This is a genomic window from Sphingobium phenoxybenzoativorans (assembly GCF_001757355.1).
Classification (GTDB): domain Bacteria; phylum Pseudomonadota; class Alphaproteobacteria; order Sphingomonadales; family Sphingomonadaceae; genus Sphingobium; species Sphingobium phenoxybenzoativorans.
The window spans coordinates 224,311-243,733 of sequence record NZ_MINO01000001.1; the positions used below are offsets into that span (position 1 = coordinate 224,311).

Here is a 19,423-nt window from a genome sequence, read left to right on the forward strand (position 1 = left end):
GGCTATGGCTTGCCGGGCATGCTCATCAGGAAAGCGGTGAGATGGCCCACATCCGATTCCGATACGACATCGGGCACCATGCGCGGCATGGCTTCCGACTTCGGATTGCGGATCCATTCCGCGACCTGATCGCTGGTGGCCCGGCCTGATATGCCTGCGAGTTTCGGACCTGCCTGGCCTTCTCCCGCCGCTCCATGACATGCGGCGCACATGGTCTCATACAGCGCCTTGCCTTTTTCCGCGTCTGGCTTCTCCAGAACGGCAGCGGCCTTTGGCGTCGCTGCGGATGTGGCGGCCGCCGGGGCTGGCGCTGCGCCTACGGCATAGATGACCATCGTCGGAATGCCCGAAGCGCCGAAGGTCGACCGCGATACATTGCCTGAGGTCAGCGCCACATATTGCTTCTTGTTGACCTCATAGGTGACGATGCCGCCCGCCAGCGCGCCGCCCGTGGCGATCTTGCGAAGCACTTCGCCATTGGAGCTTCGCAGCGTGTAGAAATTCCCGCCCAGATCTCCCGCAAAGGTCACGCCGCCCGCAGTCGGCGTAATTGCCGAGACGACAGGGAAACCGGGTTTGAACTGCCACCGGATATGGCCATCATCCGGGTCGATCGCCGTAATGGTGCCGTCCGGCTTGTCGCCATCGGCCATCATGCGTCCGCCATAATAGACCTGGCCCATAACATAGGGCTGCGGCGCCAGAGTGATCTTGTGGCACCAGTCGACCGCGCCCGCGATCAGCGAGCGGTTCAGGCGGTCAAAGGCAACGCCATTCCATTCGATCCCGCCCAGCACGCCCGGACAGATGGTTATTCCTTCGGGCGTCGCCGTCTTGAACAGATTGTGCAACCGCACCACTGGCCGTTTAAAGACCATCTTGTGGCTTGTCCGGTCGATCACATAGACATGACCGTCCTTGTTGCCCAGCGCGACAAGCTTCCGCCCGTCCTTACCCTCGAACAGCATCGGTGGCGACGTCACGCCATAGTCGTGATTGTCCGATGGCCGGGTCTGATAGAACCATTTCAGCTTGCCCGTCTTGGCGTCGAGCACGACAATGGAATTGGTGTAGAGATTGGTGTGCTTCTTGTTCCCGACACGCGGGGCGGTATCCAGAACGGGGGCCGGATTGGCAACCGGAACGAACAGCTCGCCAGTATCGGGATCAAGCGCGTAGGACGTCCATGTGCCGCCGCCGCCCTGTTCATAGGAACGCCCCTTCCAGGTTTCGGTGCCGGGTTCTCCCTCCTGCGGGACAAGGTTGAACTGCCAGAGTTTCTCACCTGTATTGGCGTCGAATGCGAACATGCGCCCACGAATGCCGCCCTCGCTGTTGGCGATGCCGATGAACAGCATGCCGTTCCAGACGATCGGCGCTGAGGTGAACAATTCTCCCTTTGCCCAATCGATGGCTTGCTTTCGCCATATCTGCTGACCCGTCAGCGCATCATAGGCGATGATGCTGCCATCGGGCAGGCCACGGAAAAGCTTTTCGTCAGCATAGGCGACGCCGCGGTTTACCGGGATGCCCTCCTTGGCCATGGGCCGGTAGGTGCTTTTCCAGATGATCGCGCAAGTCGTCGGATTGATCGCCATCGTCACCCGGCCAATGGTGATATACATCATGCCGTTGGCCAGGACCGGGCCGGGGTAGAAAGAGCCAAGCTCTCCGACCTGAACGCGGCACACCTCCTGGATATTCGCCGCGTTGTCAGCGTTGATCGCGGTCAGATCGGAAAAGCGCTGCCCGCCAAGACTGCCATTGTAGAGCGGCCAACTGGTGACTTCGGGAAGGGGGGGAGGGCCCTCCATCGGGTGATGCCCGATTTCCTGCGCGGCCAGCGATGAACCGATCACCGACAGCGCGAAAACCGCCCCTGCGCCAGACATTATCGCGCCGCGCCAGCCGCTCTTGCGCTTGTATATTTTCATCACTTCATCCCCTCTTTATCCGGTGTGGCCCTGCCCACCGGCAAATGACTACATGGCCTGCCCGAAATCCTCGGTTTCCTTGTCGCTTTCCGGATTATGCGCCTGCGCCCGGATATATTGGCGCACAGCGGCCAGATCCTTGGCGGAGATATTATCGAATTTCGGCATATTGTTCGGCTGGAGAATGCCGTCCCGCACCACCGCGAGGAAGGTTTCCTCGGACAAGGGGATGAAGGACCGCCGCAGATCGGGCGCCATGCCGGCGGCCACAGCGCCAAAGCCGTGGCACAGGGTGCAATGCTGGGCGTAGATAGCAGCGCCCTGGCTGGCCAGCGCCGGATCCGGCCTGTAATCGGGATCAGCCGGTTTCGACCAGTCCGGCTCTACCTTGGGCGGCAGGACCGCTTTGCCGTCCAGCGCGAAGGTCAGGACGCGGCGCGCCATGGTGCGATAGTCCAGCCTGTACCGCTGAAGCATCGCCCCGCCGCTGCTGGAACTGGTGCCAAAGCCCGTGAGCACCGTGACATATTGCCGCCCCTTTACCGAGAAGGTGATGGGTGGCGCGACCGACGGGGCCTGCGTATCGAACGACCAGAGGCGTTTCCCATCGACCGCCGAATAGGCGTTGAATCTGGAGTCGATCCCGCCCTGAAATACCAGGCCGCCGCCTGTCGAAACCACGCCTGCGGGCACCATGCGGGGGGCCTGTACCCGCCACATTAGCTTTTGCTGGACCGGGTCCCAGGCGATGAGCGAGGAAGTGTAGTTGCGCGGTCCGCCGTCCTTCACCTTGAAATCCGCCGCAAATCCCGGCCCGCCGCCGACGGTGACGTCGGTTGGAGGCAGCCAGCCCGCGCCGGAGCCATCATCGGAGAGTCTGGCGGACAGCTCATTTGCCGGCAGATACACCAGCCCCGTCTTTGGGTTGTACGACATGGGCTGCCAATTATGTCCGCCAAGCGAGGTCGGGCGGACCACTGCCGGGTTCGCATAGCGCGCCTCAGGATTCTCGACCGGACGGCCCGTGCCCAGATCGATCTTCGACGCCCAGTTGACGTCCACGAAGGGTTCGGCGGAGATCAGCTTTCCGGTGATCCGGTCGATGATATAATAGAAGCCGTTCTTGGGAGCCGCCATCAGCACCTTGCGCGGCTTGCCGTCGATAATCAGGTCGGCCAGCGGCATGTCCTGAGTGAAGGTAAAGTCCCAGGTTTCGCCGGGATTTGCCTGATAATGCCACTTATATTTGCCGGTTTTCGCGTCGACTGCGACGACGGAGGCAAGAAACAGATTGTCTCCCTTGCCCTGGCTGCGGACCCGGTGATTATAGGGATAGCCATTGCCGGTGCCGATAAAGACGGTGTCGGTTTCAGGGTCGTAAGTGAATGCATTCCACGGCGTTCCTCCGCCGCCGAACTTCCACCATTCTCCCGACCAGGTTTTCGCTGCCATTGCCATGGCTTCATTCTCGAAGCCCTTTGCGGGATCGCCCGGAACGACCCAGAACCGCCACAGCCTTTTGCCTGTTTCGGCGTCAATCGCCGTCGCATGACCGCGCACCGCGCCATAGTCGCCGGAATTGCCGATGATCAGCTTGCCGTCGAAAATGCGCGGCGCGCCCGTCACATAGCTGCTGTCATCCTTGTCGAGCGTCGGCACTTTCCAGAGCGGCTTGCCGGTCTTCGCGTCGAGGGCGATGACGAAGCCGTCATGCGTAACCGTGTAGACCTTGCCGTTCCACCACGCGATGCCCCGGCTGCCCCATCCGGCATGCTGCTTGGGGCCTGCAGTCTTGTAGACCTCCGGGTCATAACTCCACAACAGCTTGCCGGTAAGGGCATCCACCGCATGCACAAAGCTGTATCCCATCGCGAAATAGATGACGCCATCCACTGCGATCGGTTGGGTGACCGTATTGCCTGCGGGCAGATCCAATGACCAGGCAAGGCCAAGGCGCTCTACATTGCCAGCATTTACCTGATCCAGAGGGCTGTAATGCTGCTCGCCATAGGTCCGCCCATAGCCAGACCAATCAGCGCCGCCGGAATTGTCGAGCAACCGCTCGCTGGGCTTGACGCCGTGCATGACGGACATGGGACTGGCGCCGACGATCATTGTCAAAAGCAGGGGGGCAGCAGCATATATTTTCAGAACTCGGCCCACATCCTTCTCCCAATATCATCCCGGCGATCCGGTCATTCCTCCTCCGCAAAATTGGGGAGGGTGCTGAACCAGACCCATGGCCGGAGCCGGACGGCGGAAGGTCAAAATCCGCCATGGCGCCTGCAGCCGCGAAATGTTTCGAGATGGGGAGTGACAAGGGTTCTGGCAGGGCGGGCGCGCCGTGCGAGAATGTCCGTCATAGATCCCCTCCCAGACTGTACCAAATCCACATGCCCGCTCGTTCTTTTGCCGCGAGAGGTGCGTCTGAAATTGGATGGCGCATGATCACAAAGATGCAGACGGAACTCTATCGCCCGTTGGGCAAGGGAGCCTTTCCTTTGCCGCATGCTGACCCGTTTTAGGGTGGCGAGCAGATTTTCGGTGACTGGTAGGTAACTGTTTTAACGTCAGAAATATCTGTTCAATTCTTCGGATTGGGCATGGGCAAGGCTCGCTTGCTCAACCGGCGATGGCGTTATCGATTTGTGGCTGTGAACATAATCCCGCCAATGCAAGCGCACCGCTCCCCACAAGAAGGAGCAGCGGGCACATATTTTGGGAGGGGGTAAATTGATGCTTTGCAAATTCTTGACGTCATCCGCAATCTTGACTGTGGCCATGCTGAGTGCAGCGGCCGCAAATGCTCAGGAGACGGGTGTCGCACCGCAGGACGCGGCCACTGATCAGGGCGCCAAAATCGAAGACATCGTTGTAACCGCGCAGCGGCAGGTATCGAGCGTACAACAGACGCCCCTGTCGATCACGGCTATCGGCGGTGACATGCTCAAAGATCGCGGCATCGCCAATCTCGATGCGCTGACGCGCGCAATTCCCAATGTCAGCTTCTCCCGCATCGGCGGCGACGGGCGTATCTTCATTCGCGGCATCGGCATCGAGGGGCTGGACGCAAGTACGGATCCGCGCGTGGCTGTCTACACCGATGACGTCATCAACGCCCGTTCGCAGGCTGCGTTGGCTTCTCTGTTCGATATCAACCGCATCGAGGTGCTTCGCGGTCCGCAGGGCACCCTATATGGCCGAAACGCCACCGCTGGTGCGGTCAATATCATCTCCAATGATCCTACCGATTCCCTGGAGGGCTATGCCTCGCTGACGGCCGGCAACTATAACCTGATCCGGGCGGAAGGCGCGATCAGCGGCCCGCTCTCCGATACGGTTTCGGCCAGGCTCGCTTTCCAGACCAACGACAGGGACGGCTTCGGCAAGAATATCGTAACCGGCAATCCCGTCGACAATGAGCGGAGCAGGGCGGTTCGCGCCAAGCTGCGTTTTGAACCGACCGACAAGTTTCACCTGACCCTGACCGGCGACTATCGCTGGGAGAAGGATGCTTCCGGCGGTTACGCCTACGTACGGCCGAACCCATTCCTTGCAGACGTCAATGTCGCAAAGGGCTTTGCACACGCCGCCAGCCGGCGTGACCGCGGCGGTCTCGACCAGCGGCTTTTCATGGAAAATTATGGGCTGACTGCGAACGCCACGCTGAACCTTGCCGATGATGTCGATCTTACCTCGGTCACCGGCTATCGCCATCTCGACCAGGTGAGCGCAGGTAATGGCGGCGATGACTCGACCGCGGTCAGCACGGCGATCGATCTCAATACCAAATCCGACCATTGGTCGCAGGAACTGCGTCTTTCGCTTAAAAAGGGTCCGGTGGACCTGGTTCTGGGCGGTTTCTACTTCCATGAAAAGAACAGCTTCTCGTTGAACGCTGGCGTCTCCCCACTCTTTTTCGGGGGCACAAATTCGCCAATTTATCAGAGCTTCGGTCAAGGCGGCACGCAAAAGACGAACGCTTATGCCGCTTTTGCTCAGGCGACCATCCACGCCACGGACAAGCTCGGGATCGATCTTGGCGCACGCTACAGCTATGAAAAGCGCGACATCAGCCGGTATAACCAGCTCGATTTCGTGAATCTCTACCGGCTCAACGCCCCCCGTGTCGTCGGTTGCGTCGCCCCCCCGATCACTGGTTTCGTGTTCGGCGTCACAAGCTGCAGCAGCAGCGGTGTAGACGGGGCTTCCTGGTCCTCTTTCGACCCGAAGGCCACGATCCACTATCAGTTCAGCGACCGGGTGATGGCCTACGCGACCTATTCTCGCGGCTTCAAGAGCGGCGGGTTTGATTTCACCCAGTTGAAGCCGGCCTTCAATCCTGAAAGGCTGACTAACTATGAGGCTGGCATCAAGGCCGACATGTTTGATCGCCGGCTCCGCGTGAACCTGTCCGGCTTCTACTATGATTACAGCAACCTTCAGATCACGATCGTAAACCTGGAACCGCCGACGCCCGGTCCGGTCACGATTAACGCGGCGAAGGCAAGGCTATATGGCGCGGAAGCGGAAATCACCGCTGTTCCGGTCGATGATCTGAGGCTCTCGTTCAATCTGGCCTGGTTGCACAGTGAATATCTCGAGCTTTTCGACACCAATATTTACACAGGGCAGGTCGAAAATCTCGCTGGCAACCAGCTCACCTCAGCGCCCAAATACAAGCTGGTGGGTGAAGCGGGTTACACCTTCCATGCGGGTTTTGCGGACATCACGCCGCGTGCGGGACTGAGCTGGACAAGCCGGGTCCAGTTCTCTCAGTTCAATTATGACTTCCAGTCCCAACCCTCTCGCTGGGAACTGAACCTGTATCTGGACATCGTGCGCAAGAATGATTGGACGATCAGCGCCTATGGCCGGAACGTGACCAACAAGCTCTACTTCCTGACGAACGTGCCGGATTCAACTTGGTCTGGCGCCGCCATGCTGGGCCAGGCTGCTCCGCCGGCGACATATGGTCTGTCCGTCACGAAGCAGTTCTGAACCAAGGACTAACCTGCCGCTGCCGGTCATGACCGGCAGCGGCAGGCGAATGTTGAAAGTACGTTACGGTGAGCCAATCAGCCAGATTGGCCATGATGGCATGCTTGGGAGAGAGTGGTGGGTTCACTCGAAGGCAGATGCGCGATTGTGACCGGCGCGGCCTACGGTATCGGTTTTGCCGCCGCGCAACGCTTTGCGAGGGAAGGCGCCTTTGTCGTCATCGCGGACATCAAGGGGCATGAGGCGGCGGCCGAGAGTTTGCGGGCGGAGGGTCTGAACGCGCTGGCTGTCTCGGTCGATGTGACTAGCGACGAAGATGTAAACGGCGTGGTCGCACAGATGATGGCGCAACAGGGCCGTATCGATATTCTGGTGAACAATGCCGCCATTTCCGCCGAATTGCGGCCAGCGCCGTTTGAAACGGCGACTGCCGAGCAATGGCACCGGATTTACGACGTCAATGTCGTTGGGGCCTTCCGGATGTGCAAGGCGGTGTCCCCGCATATGAGGGCGGCCAAATGGGGACGCATCATCAATGTGACGTCCGGTGCGGCCTTTGTCGGGTCGGCCGGGATCATGCACTATGTCGCCAGCAAGGGAGCGATCATCGCCATGACCCGCACGCTCGCCAATGAATTTGGCGTAGACAATGTGCTGGTGAATGCCGTGTCTCCGGGTTTTACCATTACCGAAAGTGTAAAATCGGCTCCCGAAATATGGGGGGACTATATGGCGCCAGCCATTGCGGCGCGCTTCATCAAGCGGGACGCGCTGGCACCTGACGTCGCCAATGTCATGCATTTCCTTGCTACCGAAGATGCTTCTTTCATGACCGGCCAGACGCTTACGGCGGATGGTGGCACGGTGATGCACTGATTTGGGATTGGCTTTGATGGCTGACCTGCCGGCGGACGGGAAGATTCAGGCCCGACATTATTGGCGGTCAGTACGACGATATATTGGCCAGATCGGTCTCGAAGCAGGAGCCTTGTAATGCAAGCCGATGTGGTGATTGTTGGTTCCGGTGCGGCAGGTTTGACCGCAGCCATTCTTGCGGCGCGCTCTGGCCTTTCGGTTCTCGTGCTTGAAAGCACATCGGTAATTGGGGGAACGTCCGCAATCGCCGGCGGCGGTATCTGGATCCCCAACAATCATCTGGCTGCCGCCACGGGTGTCGAGGACAGCAAGGCGATGGCCGAGGCATATCTCCGCGCTGTTCTGGGCAATCGCTATGATGCCGCCAAGATCGATGCATTCCTTGAGAATGCGCCGGATATGCTCCGCTATGTTCAAGATGCCACGGACGCCAAATTTATGCCCGTGGCGGTTGGCGATTATGTCCTCGGAATGCCAGGCTGGACGGCCGGCCGCACCCTCATACCTTGTCCCTATGATGGTAACCGGCTTGGGTCTCTTCTGAAAAAGCTCCGGTCGCCCATACCCGAAATGGGCCTCTTTAGCGCGATGCAGGTCACCTTTCTTGATCTGGGTATTTTACGGCACTGGAACCGGTCGGCATCGAATTTTATCGGCACAGCCTCACTTCTCGCGCGGTATGCATGGGATAAGCTGAGACATGGCAAAGGCGCCCGGCTGGGAAATGGCAATGCGCTGGTGGCCGGCCTCTTGCGTAGCGCCATCGATAGCGGCGTGGAGATCTGGACCGATGCTCCCGCTCAGGAACTGATCAAGGATCAGGGGCGCGTCACTGGCGTAGTTTGTTTTCGCGAAAACAGGCGCGAGATCATCATTGTATCCCGCGCCGTCATTCTCGCTACGGGCGGCTGTGGCGCTAATCCTGAAATGCGGCGCCGCTATATTCCCGACACGATATCCGACCTGTCCCTCCAGCCTGAAGGGTGCACCGGGGGTGGATTGACGATGGGAGAGGCCGCCGGAGGCCGCATCGAGCATGACAATGAGGATAACGGAATCTGGGTTCCCGTATCAGTGTCGCAACGCAAGGACGGCAGCATCGCCAAACTACCCTCGCTGATCCTGGAGCGTCATTGCCCCGGGTCGATCATGGTCGATGCGGCAACCGGCCGGCGGTTCGTTAACGAGGGGCTTAGCTATCAGCATTTCGGCCGCACGGCGATCAAGCATGACATAAGAAAGGCTTATATCCTGAGTGACGCCCCGGCCGTCAGAAAATACGGTCTTGGCATGGTCAAGCCCGCGCCCTTCTCCGTTCGGCCATGGGTGGAAAAAGGATATGTGATCGAAGGCGATACGGTCAGTGATCTGGCCAGCAAGATTGGCCTCGACGCATCCATCCTCAACAAGACGATAGCCGATTTCAACAGGCATGCAGTGAATGGTGAGGACCCGGAATTTCAGCGTGGTCAGGACAGCATATCGGCGGGCGCTGGCGATCCCGAACACAAACCCAATCCAGCGCTTGGGCCACTGAAGACCGGGCCATTTTATGCGCTGCCCATAGTGCCCGGCGACCTGAGCATCTTTGCGGGTCTGGAGACCGATGCACATGCGCGGGTCACGGACCGGACGGGGAACCCTATTCCGGGCCTGTATGCCGTTGGCCTGGACAGCAACAGCCTCTTTCGCGGCTGTTATCCCGGAGCGGGCGCCAGCATCGGTCCGGCGATGACCTTTGCCTATATCGCGGCCAGGGATATCGCCGCCGCCGCATGACGTTTTACATGGGAGTGGTTGGATGCGCTGCAATTCCCGCTCCCCGTATTGGAGCAAAGACATCATATGACTGCTGAGGCGCAGGAAATTCAGGGCAACAGGCTCTTAACACCGGTTCGGGTCGGTACAAGAACGCTCAAGAACCGCGTCGCCATTACCTGTCACGTCTATGGCCTGGAGGTCTATGATCCTGGAGAGAGCGGGGACAGTCACGCCGGTTATATAGCGCGCCGGGCCGAGGGGCCGGGTCTTATCGGCATTACCGGTATCGTTCCCCCGACAGCCGATGAAATCAGGCCGGGCATGCTCGAAGGTTTTGCCGAAAAATTCCGCCGGCTTGCCGACATTGTTCATGAACATGGCGGGGTCGCCGTCATCCAGATCCTGGGCACAGGCGCAAAGTGGCGCAGCGGCCTGTTCGGAAAACGGGTGCCATGGAAGGGGGAGGCGCTTTGGGCTTTTTCGCCGGTGCAATCCGATCTGGGAACTGAAGTGGCGCATGCCATGAGTTCCGGCGAGATCGAGTCCCTCATCGAGGGCTGGGGGGTGATGTCCGAAGTTGCCGTTGCCGCCGGTCTCGATGGGATCGAACTGCACGGGGCGCAGGGCTACCTCTTGCAGCAGTCGATCAGCCCCTGGATGAATTTCCGGAAGGATAAATGGGGCGAGCCCCTGGCTTTCTATAAGGCGGTCCTCGACCGGACGCGCGCGGCCATAGGGCCGGACGGCATTCTGGGGCTGCGTTATGCGACCGATGATCTCCGCCCGCCGGAACAGGGCGGCCTGGGGCGGGACAGGTTACGGGAAATCGCCGTCGAGCTCGTATCCGGCGGCCAGATTGACTATGTTAACCCCAGCGAGGGTTCCGCATCCTATCACTATTCCCATGCGATTGGCACTTATCGCCGGCCCCATGGAGATTTCCTGCCCGGCGCGTCAGCGCTGCGCCAAGCGATCGGCGCGAAAGTTCCTGTGATTGGCGTTGGACGCATTACCAACGTAGATCATGCTGAGGCTGCCTTGGCGCGGGGCGACTGCGATATTGTGGGACTGACGCGCGCCCATATCGCCGACCCGGACATTGTGAAAAAACTGTTCAGGGGTGAGCGTAATCGCATCCGGCCCTGCGTGGGCGCCAATACAGGGTGCATAGATCGCAACGCCCTGGGTCTGCCGGTGCGATGTTTCCACAACCCAGAGGCGGGGCGTGAAAGCGAGATAGAAGATCTTTCGCAAGTGGATGCGGCCCGTCGAATTTTGGTTGTTGGCGCTGGACCGGCCGGACTTAAAGCCGCTGAGATCGCAGCCCGCCGCGGACATCATGTGGTGATCATGGATAAGCGCACATATCCCGGTGGACGGCTGGCGACGATCACTGACAGGACCAGCGCTTACGAAATGCTGGGCGCAGTGCATTGGATCGGCAAGGAGCTGGAGTTGCTTGGCGTAGAGATGCGTCTAGGAACCGAGGTGAACGCCGCCTTCTTGGAGAGTGAGAAGTTCGATTCCGTCATTCTGGCGACCGGCTCCAAACCCGCTGAGCACCGGTTGGACACTGACGGCAGCGTTCCTGTTCTAAGCACCGATGAGGCGATGGAGGCGCTGTCCGACGGACAACTTACCAATGTGCTTGTGCATGACGTTTTGGGTAGTGAGGAAATTGCGGTTGTAGTGGAGCAATTCGCTGCAGCAGGTGTCAGAGTTACCACGACCACTCCCAACCCGTCAGTGGGGCAATTCCTGGGCTGGACCCATATGGGCGATCATGTGCCGCGCTTGCTGGCATTGGGCTGCGCTATTGAGGAGCGGACCATGGTAACGGGCATCGCCGATGGATGCGTGATGACCGTGGATCAACTCAGTGCACAGAAAAAGACCCGCCCGTTCGACGCTTTGATATGGGGGCATAGCCGTTTGCCAGATGTGTCGCTTGAAGATGCGGCGCGCCGGGTTTGCGGGGATGTCCACGTCATTGGCGATGCGAATGCGCCTCGCGACGCCATGCTCGCCTTCCTTCAGGGCGAAACCGCCGGGCGCGCAATCTGAGATTTTTGGACTTCGGGGTAGCTGCTTAGCATGGCCCATAAAAACGTGCGTTGCGGCAAAAGTTGACGATTAAGCGCGCAACGCACGATGTTCATGATGCCCCCAGAAGGGGCGCAGTTCAGGCGCGAAGCACCTGGACGGCTTTCTCGTCCTCCACCTGCCAGGTCAGATAGCTGTATCGCTGGATCAGACCGGAAGGCGCGAGGCGCGTGCTAATGAGGAAATAGCGGTTGGACGAGGGGCCAGTCACGAAGCCTTCGGCCATCACTGTGTCGCCGGACGCGACGAATTTGTCGACCTCATGGTCCTCCGCAAGCTGCTCAGGCGTAGCGGTTCGTTCATAGTCGTAGACGAGTTCGCTAAAATCCTGAAAGTTGAGCGCTTCGCCGCCACGCAGCGACGGGGAAATGATCATGGCGTCAGGCTCAAAGTGGGTCAGCGCCTCGGCGAAATGGCCGGTGTCGATCAGCCTCAGATATTCAAGCACATGGTTTGTGGACATATCTCAACTCCTATGATGCATGGAGGCTGCTGCTCTTCAGCGCCTCCTATTATGGTGCGGGTTTCGGCACCCAAAGTCCGTTGATTGATAGATAAGGCGTGAGCTCGCCTACGACCGATATCGCCCTATCCTCTGTGCCTTAGCCGCGCAGAATCTTGATGGTTTCGGGGTCTTCTACAGCCCAGATCAGAAAGCCATATTTTGTGATCAGCCCTTCCGAATTGTACCGCGCGCTTGTCATGTAATAGCGGCTTATTCCCGGCGCTTTGATGAAGCCTTCGATGATGCTGGCGCCTTCGATTTCAAACACTCTGTCGACTTCATGATTGCCGGCGCGCTCCTCAGGAGAGGCGTTCCGCTCATACTCATGGACGAATTCGCGAAACTCCTCGAAATTCATCGGCACGCCATCATTGAACAGCGGCGTGGCGATCATGGCATCCGGCGAAAATAGCTTCAGGGATTCGGTGAATTGCCCACTGTCGATCAGGCGCATAAATTCCAGCACCGGATTGGTTTTTGTGGCTGTGATGGTTGTCATGTGTGACCTCTCGGAAAATTGTGATCGGGCTATCTTTTCTTGGAACCCAGAGTGAAGTCTTTGAGCTGATTTGCGCGCTTTAATATTGCTCGTTTGGCATGAGAGCTTGGCCCGCCCGGCAATGCTGTTCTTCGGACCTGTTGAGAACGAAATATCCAGGGGCTTGCGCCATTCAGGGTCCCGTCTGTCATGGAGGCGCAGCAGTTGTGCGTCGGTAAGCGCTGATCAGGTGGCAGGGTCCGATGGCCGACAGAGCTCTAACAGAGAGGTTCAGTGGCATCCCGGAGACGTGTCTGAACGAATGAAACCTAGACGCGTGCTCAAATATACATGGCCTGTTCGTCCAACAATTACCGAAAATATCATTAAGGCGGCATCGGTTTGTCGCATGAACGGATCGGATTGGCGACACAATTACGGGAGCTGTCCGAAGTGTTCATGCGCCCGAAAGGTTGGGCCGAACACGCAGAATATCCATAGCGTTCAGGTGTGGATTCGTGCCGCACATCTTACGAGGCGAAATGGGAGGGGTTCTGGCAGCCAATGCGCCATCATGCGGTCGGCAGTCGGACGAAGAGCTGCGATCATGCAGGCCCGGCTAGTTGAGTTTGAAGGAGAAGCGCAATGAGTGGTATTTCCAAAAGTCCGAAAGTTCTTTTATTGCTTGCCATGCTTGCCGGGACGGCATCTGCCAGCTTGGCTGCGCAGGCGCAGGAAGGCAGTGGAGCCGACGCTCCCGCTGTGACGGTAGATGGCACCCGCCTCGCTGCGGGACCGGAGGTTAAGGGCATTATCTCCGCACGCAGCGGCGACAAGGTGCAGATCACGAGTGATGACGGGACCAGCACGGTCGTTGTCGTTAATGACCAAACTCAGATCAAGGCCAGTAAGGGGCTTTTCAGCAGCAGCAAGCTTGCCGCTGCCTCGCTTCTCAATGGCCTGCCTGTCACCATCAAGACCTTGCAGGCGCCTGAGGGCCTGATGGCGAGCCAGATCAAACTGCTCGGCAAGGATCTTAAGACCGCGCAGATGATCCGCAACGGCACCGATCAGCGCTTTGCTGAGCAGACGGCCGCAACGGAAGCATTGCGTGGCCGTGTGGGCGATATCGACCAGTATAATGTGAAAAGTACGACAAATGTGAACTTCGCTACCGGCAAGGCGGTGCTGACCGCTCAGGCGAAAAATGATCTCTGCGCTGCGGCGACCACCGCTCAGGGAATGGATAACGCGCTGCTGCTCGTCGTGGGCTACACCGATTCCACAGGCAGCCAGGAATTCAACCAGGTACTTAGCGAAAAGCGGGCCAGTAGCGTTATCAACTATCTTCAGCAGGCCTGCGGGTGGAAGCCCTACCGCATGCTGACCCCCACCGGGATGGCCGAAGCCGATCCGTTGGCGGACAATGAAACGGCTGAAGGCAAGGCCCAGAACCGCCGCGTCGCGGTGAATGTTCTGGTCAGCAAGGCTGTCGAAGGTATGTGAGATGCGCGGGGCGGGCCAGCCCGCCCCGGCTTTTTGGCTCTGACGCGTCAGTCTAGTCGCCGAATTCAAACTTGGCGGTGTCAACGCGCGATGCGGGGCTGGCTCGAAAGAATAGGCTTCAGGATCAAGAATATATCGGATGCACAGCTCGGCGCGCTGCAAGGCAGTGCTGTATTAAAGCCAATATCTTCATGAGCAGCGGAAAGCGCATGAAGGCAACGAATCGCCGAGGCAAATATCACTTCAGCGCACACGGTTACATGTTTCCTATGGTTTCAAGGTGATACGCCACACCTTGGAAAGGTCCGGAAAGCGCGCATATGCTGGGCGGTTTGGCTCCCCGAGTAGGATTCGAACCTACGGCCATTCGATTAACAGTCGAATGCTCTACCGCTGAGCTATCGGGGAGCAGCCCGGCTTCCGCTGGGCAGGCCGCGCCTATAGCAGCGGCTTTCGCGCAAAGGCAAGTCCCGTCAGGCGATAAATTGCTCCGCCGCTATCCGGTCGTCCAATGTGTGCTCAGGATCAAAAAGCAGGATGAGCGGCGTTGTGCGGTCAATCTTCACTTCAACGGCGGCGACATCGCGGACTTCGCGCTGATCACCAACAGCGCTAACGGGGCGCTTTACAGGATCAAGAACCGTGAAGCGCACAACCGTAGCATCAGGCAGGATTGCACCACGCCAGCGCCGTGGACGGAACGGGCTGATGGGTGTGAGAGCCATCAATCCCGAACCCAGGGGCAGGATAGGGCCGTGGGCCGATAGATTATAGGCCGTCGATCCTGCAGGCGTTGCGACAAGCACGCCATCACAGACCAGCTCCGGCAGAACCACCCTGCTATCGACGTGAACCTCCAGCTTGGCGGTCTGGCGCGTCTCGCGCAGCAGAGAGACCTCGTTGATTGCCGGTATGGAAAATTGTTCGCCGTCGACCGTGTCCACCGTCATGCGCAGGGGGAGTACCTTGAATGGCTTGGCGGCTGCGAGCCGCTGTTCAAGCCGCTCCAGCCGCCATTCATTCATCAGGAAGCCGACCGTCCCCAAATTCATACCGAATACGGGCACGATCCGGCGCGCCTCCAGCATTGCGTGAAGGGTCTGCAGCATGAAGCCATCGCCGCCCAGGGCGATGATCATGTCGGCCTCGTGCGGTTCCACAAAATCATAGGAGGCGCGCAGCCGTTCCTCCGCAGCGCGGGCTGCAGGCGCGGGCGAAGCAACAAGGGCGCGCTTCGGTTCGGCGATCATCCGCCTGTCACGTTCATGTGACGCCTGGTTGCACCCTGCGTGCTACCCTGCGTGATGGCGAAACCATGCCGTTCCGGCTTGGCGGCCAATGCCCTGTCGAGCAGAGCGTCGATGGCGCTTGCCCCATTTTCACGGAAGGCGGCCTTTAAATCGATATGATCCTCATGGCCAAGGCACATGAAAATTTTACCCTGACACGTGAGACGCATGCGATTGCAACCCGCGCAGAAATTATCCGTCAGTGGCGTGATAAGACCCAATTTTACGTCAGTGCCGTCAACTGCGAAATAGCGGGCGGGTCCTCCAGTGCGGTATTTCATTGGGAGCAATTCGTAATGCTTGCCTATGGCCGCCACCGCTTCATGCAAAGGCATATAACGGTCAAATCGATCCTCTCCGACTTCGCCAAGCGGCATTGTCTCGATCAGCGTCAGATCATGCCCTTGAACAGAGCACCATTCAAGCATCGGCACAAATTCGCTGTCATTAACGCCGCGGAGCGCGACCATGTTGATCTTGATAGCTATACCGGCTGAGCGCGCTGCCGCGAGCCCATCCAGCACCTTATCAATCGCGCCGCCGCGTGTGATGAAAGCGTATTTTCCGGCATCCAGACTGTCGAGGCTGACGTTGATCCGCCGAATGCCTGCACTTGCAAGTGCATCAGCATGTTCTGCAAGGTGGGTGCCGTTAGTGGTCAATGTCAGTTCTTTGAGCGCTCCGGTCCGCAAATGGCGTCCGATCCGGCGGGCCAGCTCAGGGAAATCGCGCCGCACGAGCGGTTCACCGCCCGTCAGGCGGATGTGACGAACTCCGCGTGCAATGAACCTGTCCGCGATGATCGCTGTTTCCTCTAGCGTCAGGACATCTTTGCGCGACAGGAATTGCATCTTTTCCGACATGCAGTAACGGCAACGAAGATCGCAACGATCGGTCACGGAAATGCGCAGATAATCGATGCGCCGACCAAAGCCGTCGGTCATCGCGCGATCCAGCATCTTTTCCGCACTTTGCATCTTGTTTAGCTAGGACATGGCAGGGCGGGGCGCAAGCATGCGGGTCTTTTCCGGCATGCTGTTCGCAAGGCCGCAGTAACCTCCTCGTGCTAAACCGTCCCGCTACGGCCTGGACAGGACCGGAACATAAGAAGGTACCCGATTGACGCGCAGAGACCAACATGACGAAGGCCGGCCGGGGGTGTTTATTCTGTCCCAGCATGATCGGGATGGATTGGCGGGCTTTGCCGGAGAGGCGGGGTGGCGGGTCATTGCGTCAAGGCGTCCGATGGAGGCCGAACAGAGATTTTTGGCAAGCGACGTCCAGATAGTGGTGATCGATGCCCGCCGTTCCACTTCGCCCGATCTATTGGTTGAGCCGTTTGCTGGAGCGGTAGAGGCGACCGGCGGCGCGCTTATTGCGCTTGTAGGAGAGGGCGCTGAGAGTGCCGTTCCGCAAATCATGGCGGCGGGGGCGACACATTATCTAGCAGCGCCTTTTGGCCTGGATGCATTTGCCGCGACACTTTCTTCCGCCCAGCGGCTCGTCGAACGGCTGGGTGGCGATGTGAAGCGGGCCGGTGATAGCCGCGCCATCAGGAGAAGCGACGCGCTGCGCTGGCGCTTTGACCGGGAGGCTGGGGAAATCGAACTCAGCGAGGCGCTTGCAGCCGAAATAGAAAGCCATTGCGCGCCAACGCCGCGCTCCTTGCTCAAATCACTGTCCAGATCGGACCGCGTTGCTGCAATCGCAGCGATCCGTATGGTGGCCCACAGTGGAGGAACTGCTGCATTCGCCCATGACATGGCTGGGGGTGGGCGTAAGCGCGTAGCGCATCATCTGCACGCTGACAAAGATAGTATCGTTGGAGAAGTGGAATTGCTGCCCGGCGCCACGATATGGCGCAAGCGTGGGCAACGTGATTATCTTACTGGCCTCAGCAATCGCGCGGAAGCTCTGTTATGGCTGGATGAGGCGTTGATGGAGGCGAAAACCCCACCAATCATATTGCTTCTCTCAGTCAGTCAGCTTGATCGCGTAAATACCGCCTATGGACAGATGGCGGGTGACGCCTTGCTGGGACGGCTTGCGCGCAGAATGGAACGCCTAGTTGACGAGCTTGCCGGAACCGGCGCGTTGCTTGCCCGCATAACCGGCACGGAGTTCCTGATCGGATTATCGGGAGAGGTAGGCAGTGAAACCGGGATGGAGCGTGCGAAATTCCTAGCCCGGAGGCTGGTCGCTACCGTCAGTCAGCCATTCAATGCGGGCGATCATCTGATCAGGCTGACCGGCCGATGCGGGATTGCCGGGGCGAGGAAGGGCGACGATGCCGTCCGATTGTTGCGGCATGCGGCGATGGCTCTGGCCGATGCGCGACAGTCCGATGGTGAGGGCATTCGCATATTTACCCGTCAGAGGCACAGCCGGGAGGTCGACCCGGATCGTCTGGAAGCAGACCTGCGGCTCGCACTCGACCGTGGCGAAATCGGTATCGTTTTCCAGCCACAATATGCGACGGGGAATGACGAGCTTCTGGGAGTGGAGGCGTTGGCGCGGTGGACCCATCCCGAACATGGGGCCTTGGGCGCAGGTGTTCTGTTCGCGACGGCGGAACGATCGGATTTTCTGTTACCGCTTTCGGCGCATATCCATGCAGAGGCGCTCCGGCTTGCGGCCGCTTGGCCATCCGGCTTGAATGCGTTGCGTCTGTCGATCAATGTTACTGCGGCGGATATCTCCCAACCGGACTTTCTGGAAAATTTTCTCATCCTCGTGGACCGCAGCGGTTTTCCGCGCGGGCGCCTGACGGTGGAGATCACCGAGAGTGGGCTTGTGGACGATATCGATGCCGTGGCCGTGCTGCTGAACCAGATGCGGGCGGAGGGCTTGCGAGTGGCTATCGATGATTTCGGCACTGGCTATTCCAGTCTTGCCTACCTCAAGGCGCTGCCGCTCGATTATCTCAAGATCGATAGCGGTCTGGCGCAGGATATTGCCGGATCTGCGCGTGACCGGATCATTGTACGCGGCGTGATCCAGATGGCCAGATCCCTGGGGCTAACCGTCATCGCGGAAGGGGTGGAAACCGAGCAGCAGCTATCGCTCCTCGCGCGCGAAGGGTGCGAAATATACCAGGGTTTCTTGCGGTCTCCTGCAATCAGCAGCGATCAACTGGCGCAATTGGTCTAAATTTCCGCGAAGGGCGAAATCTACGGTTTCGGCGGCGCTGCGATACGGAGGATTGAGTCTTCCCGGGCCAGCACCACCAGATCCAGGCCCGCCTCCTGCGCGCGACGGACAGCGAGGTCTGTCGGCGCGGATATGGTGGCAAGCAGGGGGCAATGGGCCAATGCGGCTTTTTCAACCAGATCGTAGGAGCAGCGCGACGACAATAGGGCAAATCCCCCGTCCCACTGCCGCCCTGCCACAAGCATCGCGCCGATCAGCTTGTCGAAAGCATTGTGGCGGCCGACATCTTCCCGAACGAGCAGCACTTCCCCATCGGCGGAGCATAATGCCGCAGCATGCATAGCGCCTGTTGCGCGATTAAGCGGCTGCTTCGCATAAATATCCTTAAGAGCGCGGAAAAACGCTGAATACTTGATCCGTGCGGTCTGCTGGATGCGGGGCAGGGGCCGCATCGCCTGGGTCAGATTTTCAATCCCACATAGGCCGCAGGATGAGTCTGCGACCCGGTGACGAACGCGGTCCAGAACATGGGGAGAGCAATCATCGGCGAGATGGACGCGCAGCAAGATGCCCTGATCCGTCTCGTGAGTATCGAAGCCGAGGATGTCCTGCGATTGGGTTATCAACCGTTCGGAATAGGCGAACCCCGTTATCAAGTCGCCAATATCGCTTGGGCTGCCCATCAACACGGCGTAGCCAATACCGTTGAATTCAAAAGCCAGCGGAACTTCCTGCGCCAAAATACGCTCGACCGCCGTGCATGCGCCATCTGGCGTGATGCGGCGGAAACCCGTGATGGGGAAGGATGTCATTATGGCCG

13 protein-coding genes and 1 tRNA gene are annotated in these 19,423 nt (G+C 59.1%); 6 read left to right on the forward strand and 8 right to left on the reverse strand.

Translation table 11 applies throughout. The annotated features are described in order from the left end of the window. Positions 1–2: 2 nt before the first annotated feature. Positions 3–1,934, reverse strand: a complete 1,932-nt coding sequence (locus BHQ40_RS01120) for an outer membrane protein assembly factor BamB family protein (RefSeq protein ID WP_070151244.1) — start codon at positions 1,932–1,934, stop codon at positions 3–5. A gap of 48 nt (positions 1,935–1,982) precedes the next feature. After that, on the reverse strand, positions 1,983–4,028 hold the full coding sequence (locus BHQ40_RS01125) for a PQQ-dependent dehydrogenase, methanol/ethanol family (protein ID WP_171905723.1): 2,046 nt from the start codon (positions 4,026–4,028) through the stop codon (positions 1,983–1,985). A gap of 687 nt (positions 4,029–4,715) precedes the next feature. Here BHQ40_RS01125 and BHQ40_RS01130 point away from each other — a divergent pair. From BHQ40_RS01130 to BHQ40_RS01145, 4 genes are all read left to right on the forward strand, one after another. Next, positions 4,716–6,935 carry a TonB-dependent receptor gene (locus BHQ40_RS01130; protein ID WP_171905724.1) on the forward strand — a complete coding sequence of 740 codons (2,220 nt, stop codon included), beginning with the start codon at positions 4,716–4,718 and terminating at the stop codon, positions 6,933–6,935. 117 nt (positions 6,936–7,052) lie between these two features. Then, on the forward strand, positions 7,053–7,811 hold the full coding sequence (locus tag BHQ40_RS01135; protein ID WP_070151250.1) for an SDR family NAD(P)-dependent oxidoreductase: 759 nt from the start codon (positions 7,053–7,055) through the stop codon (positions 7,809–7,811). A 117-nt stretch (positions 7,812–7,928) separates the two neighbouring features. Continuing rightward, positions 7,929–9,590 carry an FAD-dependent oxidoreductase gene (locus BHQ40_RS01140; RefSeq protein ID WP_070151252.1) on the forward strand — a complete coding sequence of 554 codons (1,662 nt, stop codon included), beginning with the start codon at positions 7,929–7,931 and terminating at the stop codon, positions 9,588–9,590. 66 nt (positions 9,591–9,656) lie between these two features. Continuing rightward, on the forward strand, positions 9,657–11,636 hold the full coding sequence (locus BHQ40_RS01145; protein WP_070151254.1) for an oxidoreductase: 1,980 nt from the start codon (positions 9,657–9,659) through the stop codon (positions 11,634–11,636). A gap of 118 nt (positions 11,637–11,754) precedes the next feature. On the opposite strand, the gene BHQ40_RS01150 is transcribed toward BHQ40_RS01145, so the two are convergent. Both BHQ40_RS01150 and BHQ40_RS01155 read right to left on the reverse strand, forming a co-directional pair. Then, positions 11,755–12,138 carry a hypothetical protein gene (locus BHQ40_RS01150; protein ID WP_070151256.1) on the reverse strand — a complete coding sequence of 128 codons (384 nt, stop codon included), beginning with the start codon at positions 12,136–12,138 and terminating at the stop codon, positions 11,755–11,757. 139 nt (positions 12,139–12,277) lie between these two features. Continuing rightward, positions 12,278–12,679 (reverse strand): hypothetical protein, encoded by a 402-nt coding sequence (locus BHQ40_RS01155; RefSeq protein ID WP_070151258.1) that lies wholly within the window; start codon positions 12,677–12,679, stop codon positions 12,278–12,280. 624 nt (positions 12,680–13,303) lie between these two features. Here BHQ40_RS01155 and BHQ40_RS01160 point away from each other — a divergent pair. Beyond that, positions 13,304–14,164, forward strand: coding sequence for an OmpA family protein (locus BHQ40_RS01160; RefSeq protein ID WP_070151260.1), 861 nt, complete (start codon positions 13,304–13,306; stop codon positions 14,162–14,164). A gap of 333 nt (positions 14,165–14,497) precedes the next feature. On the opposite strand, the gene BHQ40_RS01165 is transcribed toward BHQ40_RS01160, so the two are convergent. The 3 genes from BHQ40_RS01165 to moaA form a co-directional block, all read right to left on the reverse strand. Continuing rightward, positions 14,498–14,572 (reverse strand) — tRNA-Asn (locus BHQ40_RS01165). A gap of 65 nt (positions 14,573–14,637) precedes the next feature. Then, on the reverse strand, positions 14,638–15,414 hold the full coding sequence (locus BHQ40_RS01170; RefSeq protein ID WP_070151262.1) for an NAD kinase: 777 nt from the start codon (positions 15,412–15,414) through the stop codon (positions 14,638–14,640). Then, a complete protein-coding gene (gene moaA / locus BHQ40_RS01175) occupies positions 15,411–16,397 on the reverse strand; it encodes a GTP 3',8-cyclase MoaA (RefSeq protein WP_253183211.1) in 987 nt (328 codons plus the stop codon). The genes BHQ40_RS01170 and moaA overlap by 4 nt, the downstream gene beginning before the upstream one ends. Before the next feature lie 214 nt (positions 16,398–16,611). Here moaA and BHQ40_RS01180 point away from each other — a divergent pair, with 214 nt between their 5' ends. After that, entirely contained in the window at positions 16,612–18,603 is a 1,992-nt protein-coding gene (locus BHQ40_RS01180) for a putative bifunctional diguanylate cyclase/phosphodiesterase (protein ID WP_070151440.1), read from the forward strand. 20 nt (positions 18,604–18,623) lie between these two features. Here the strand turns inward: BHQ40_RS01180 and fdhD are convergent, their stop codons facing one another. After that, on the reverse strand, positions 18,624–19,415 hold the full coding sequence (fdhD, locus tag BHQ40_RS01185) for a formate dehydrogenase accessory sulfurtransferase FdhD (protein WP_070151267.1): 792 nt from the start codon (positions 19,413–19,415) through the stop codon (positions 18,624–18,626). Positions 19,416–19,423 lie beyond the last annotated feature (8 nt).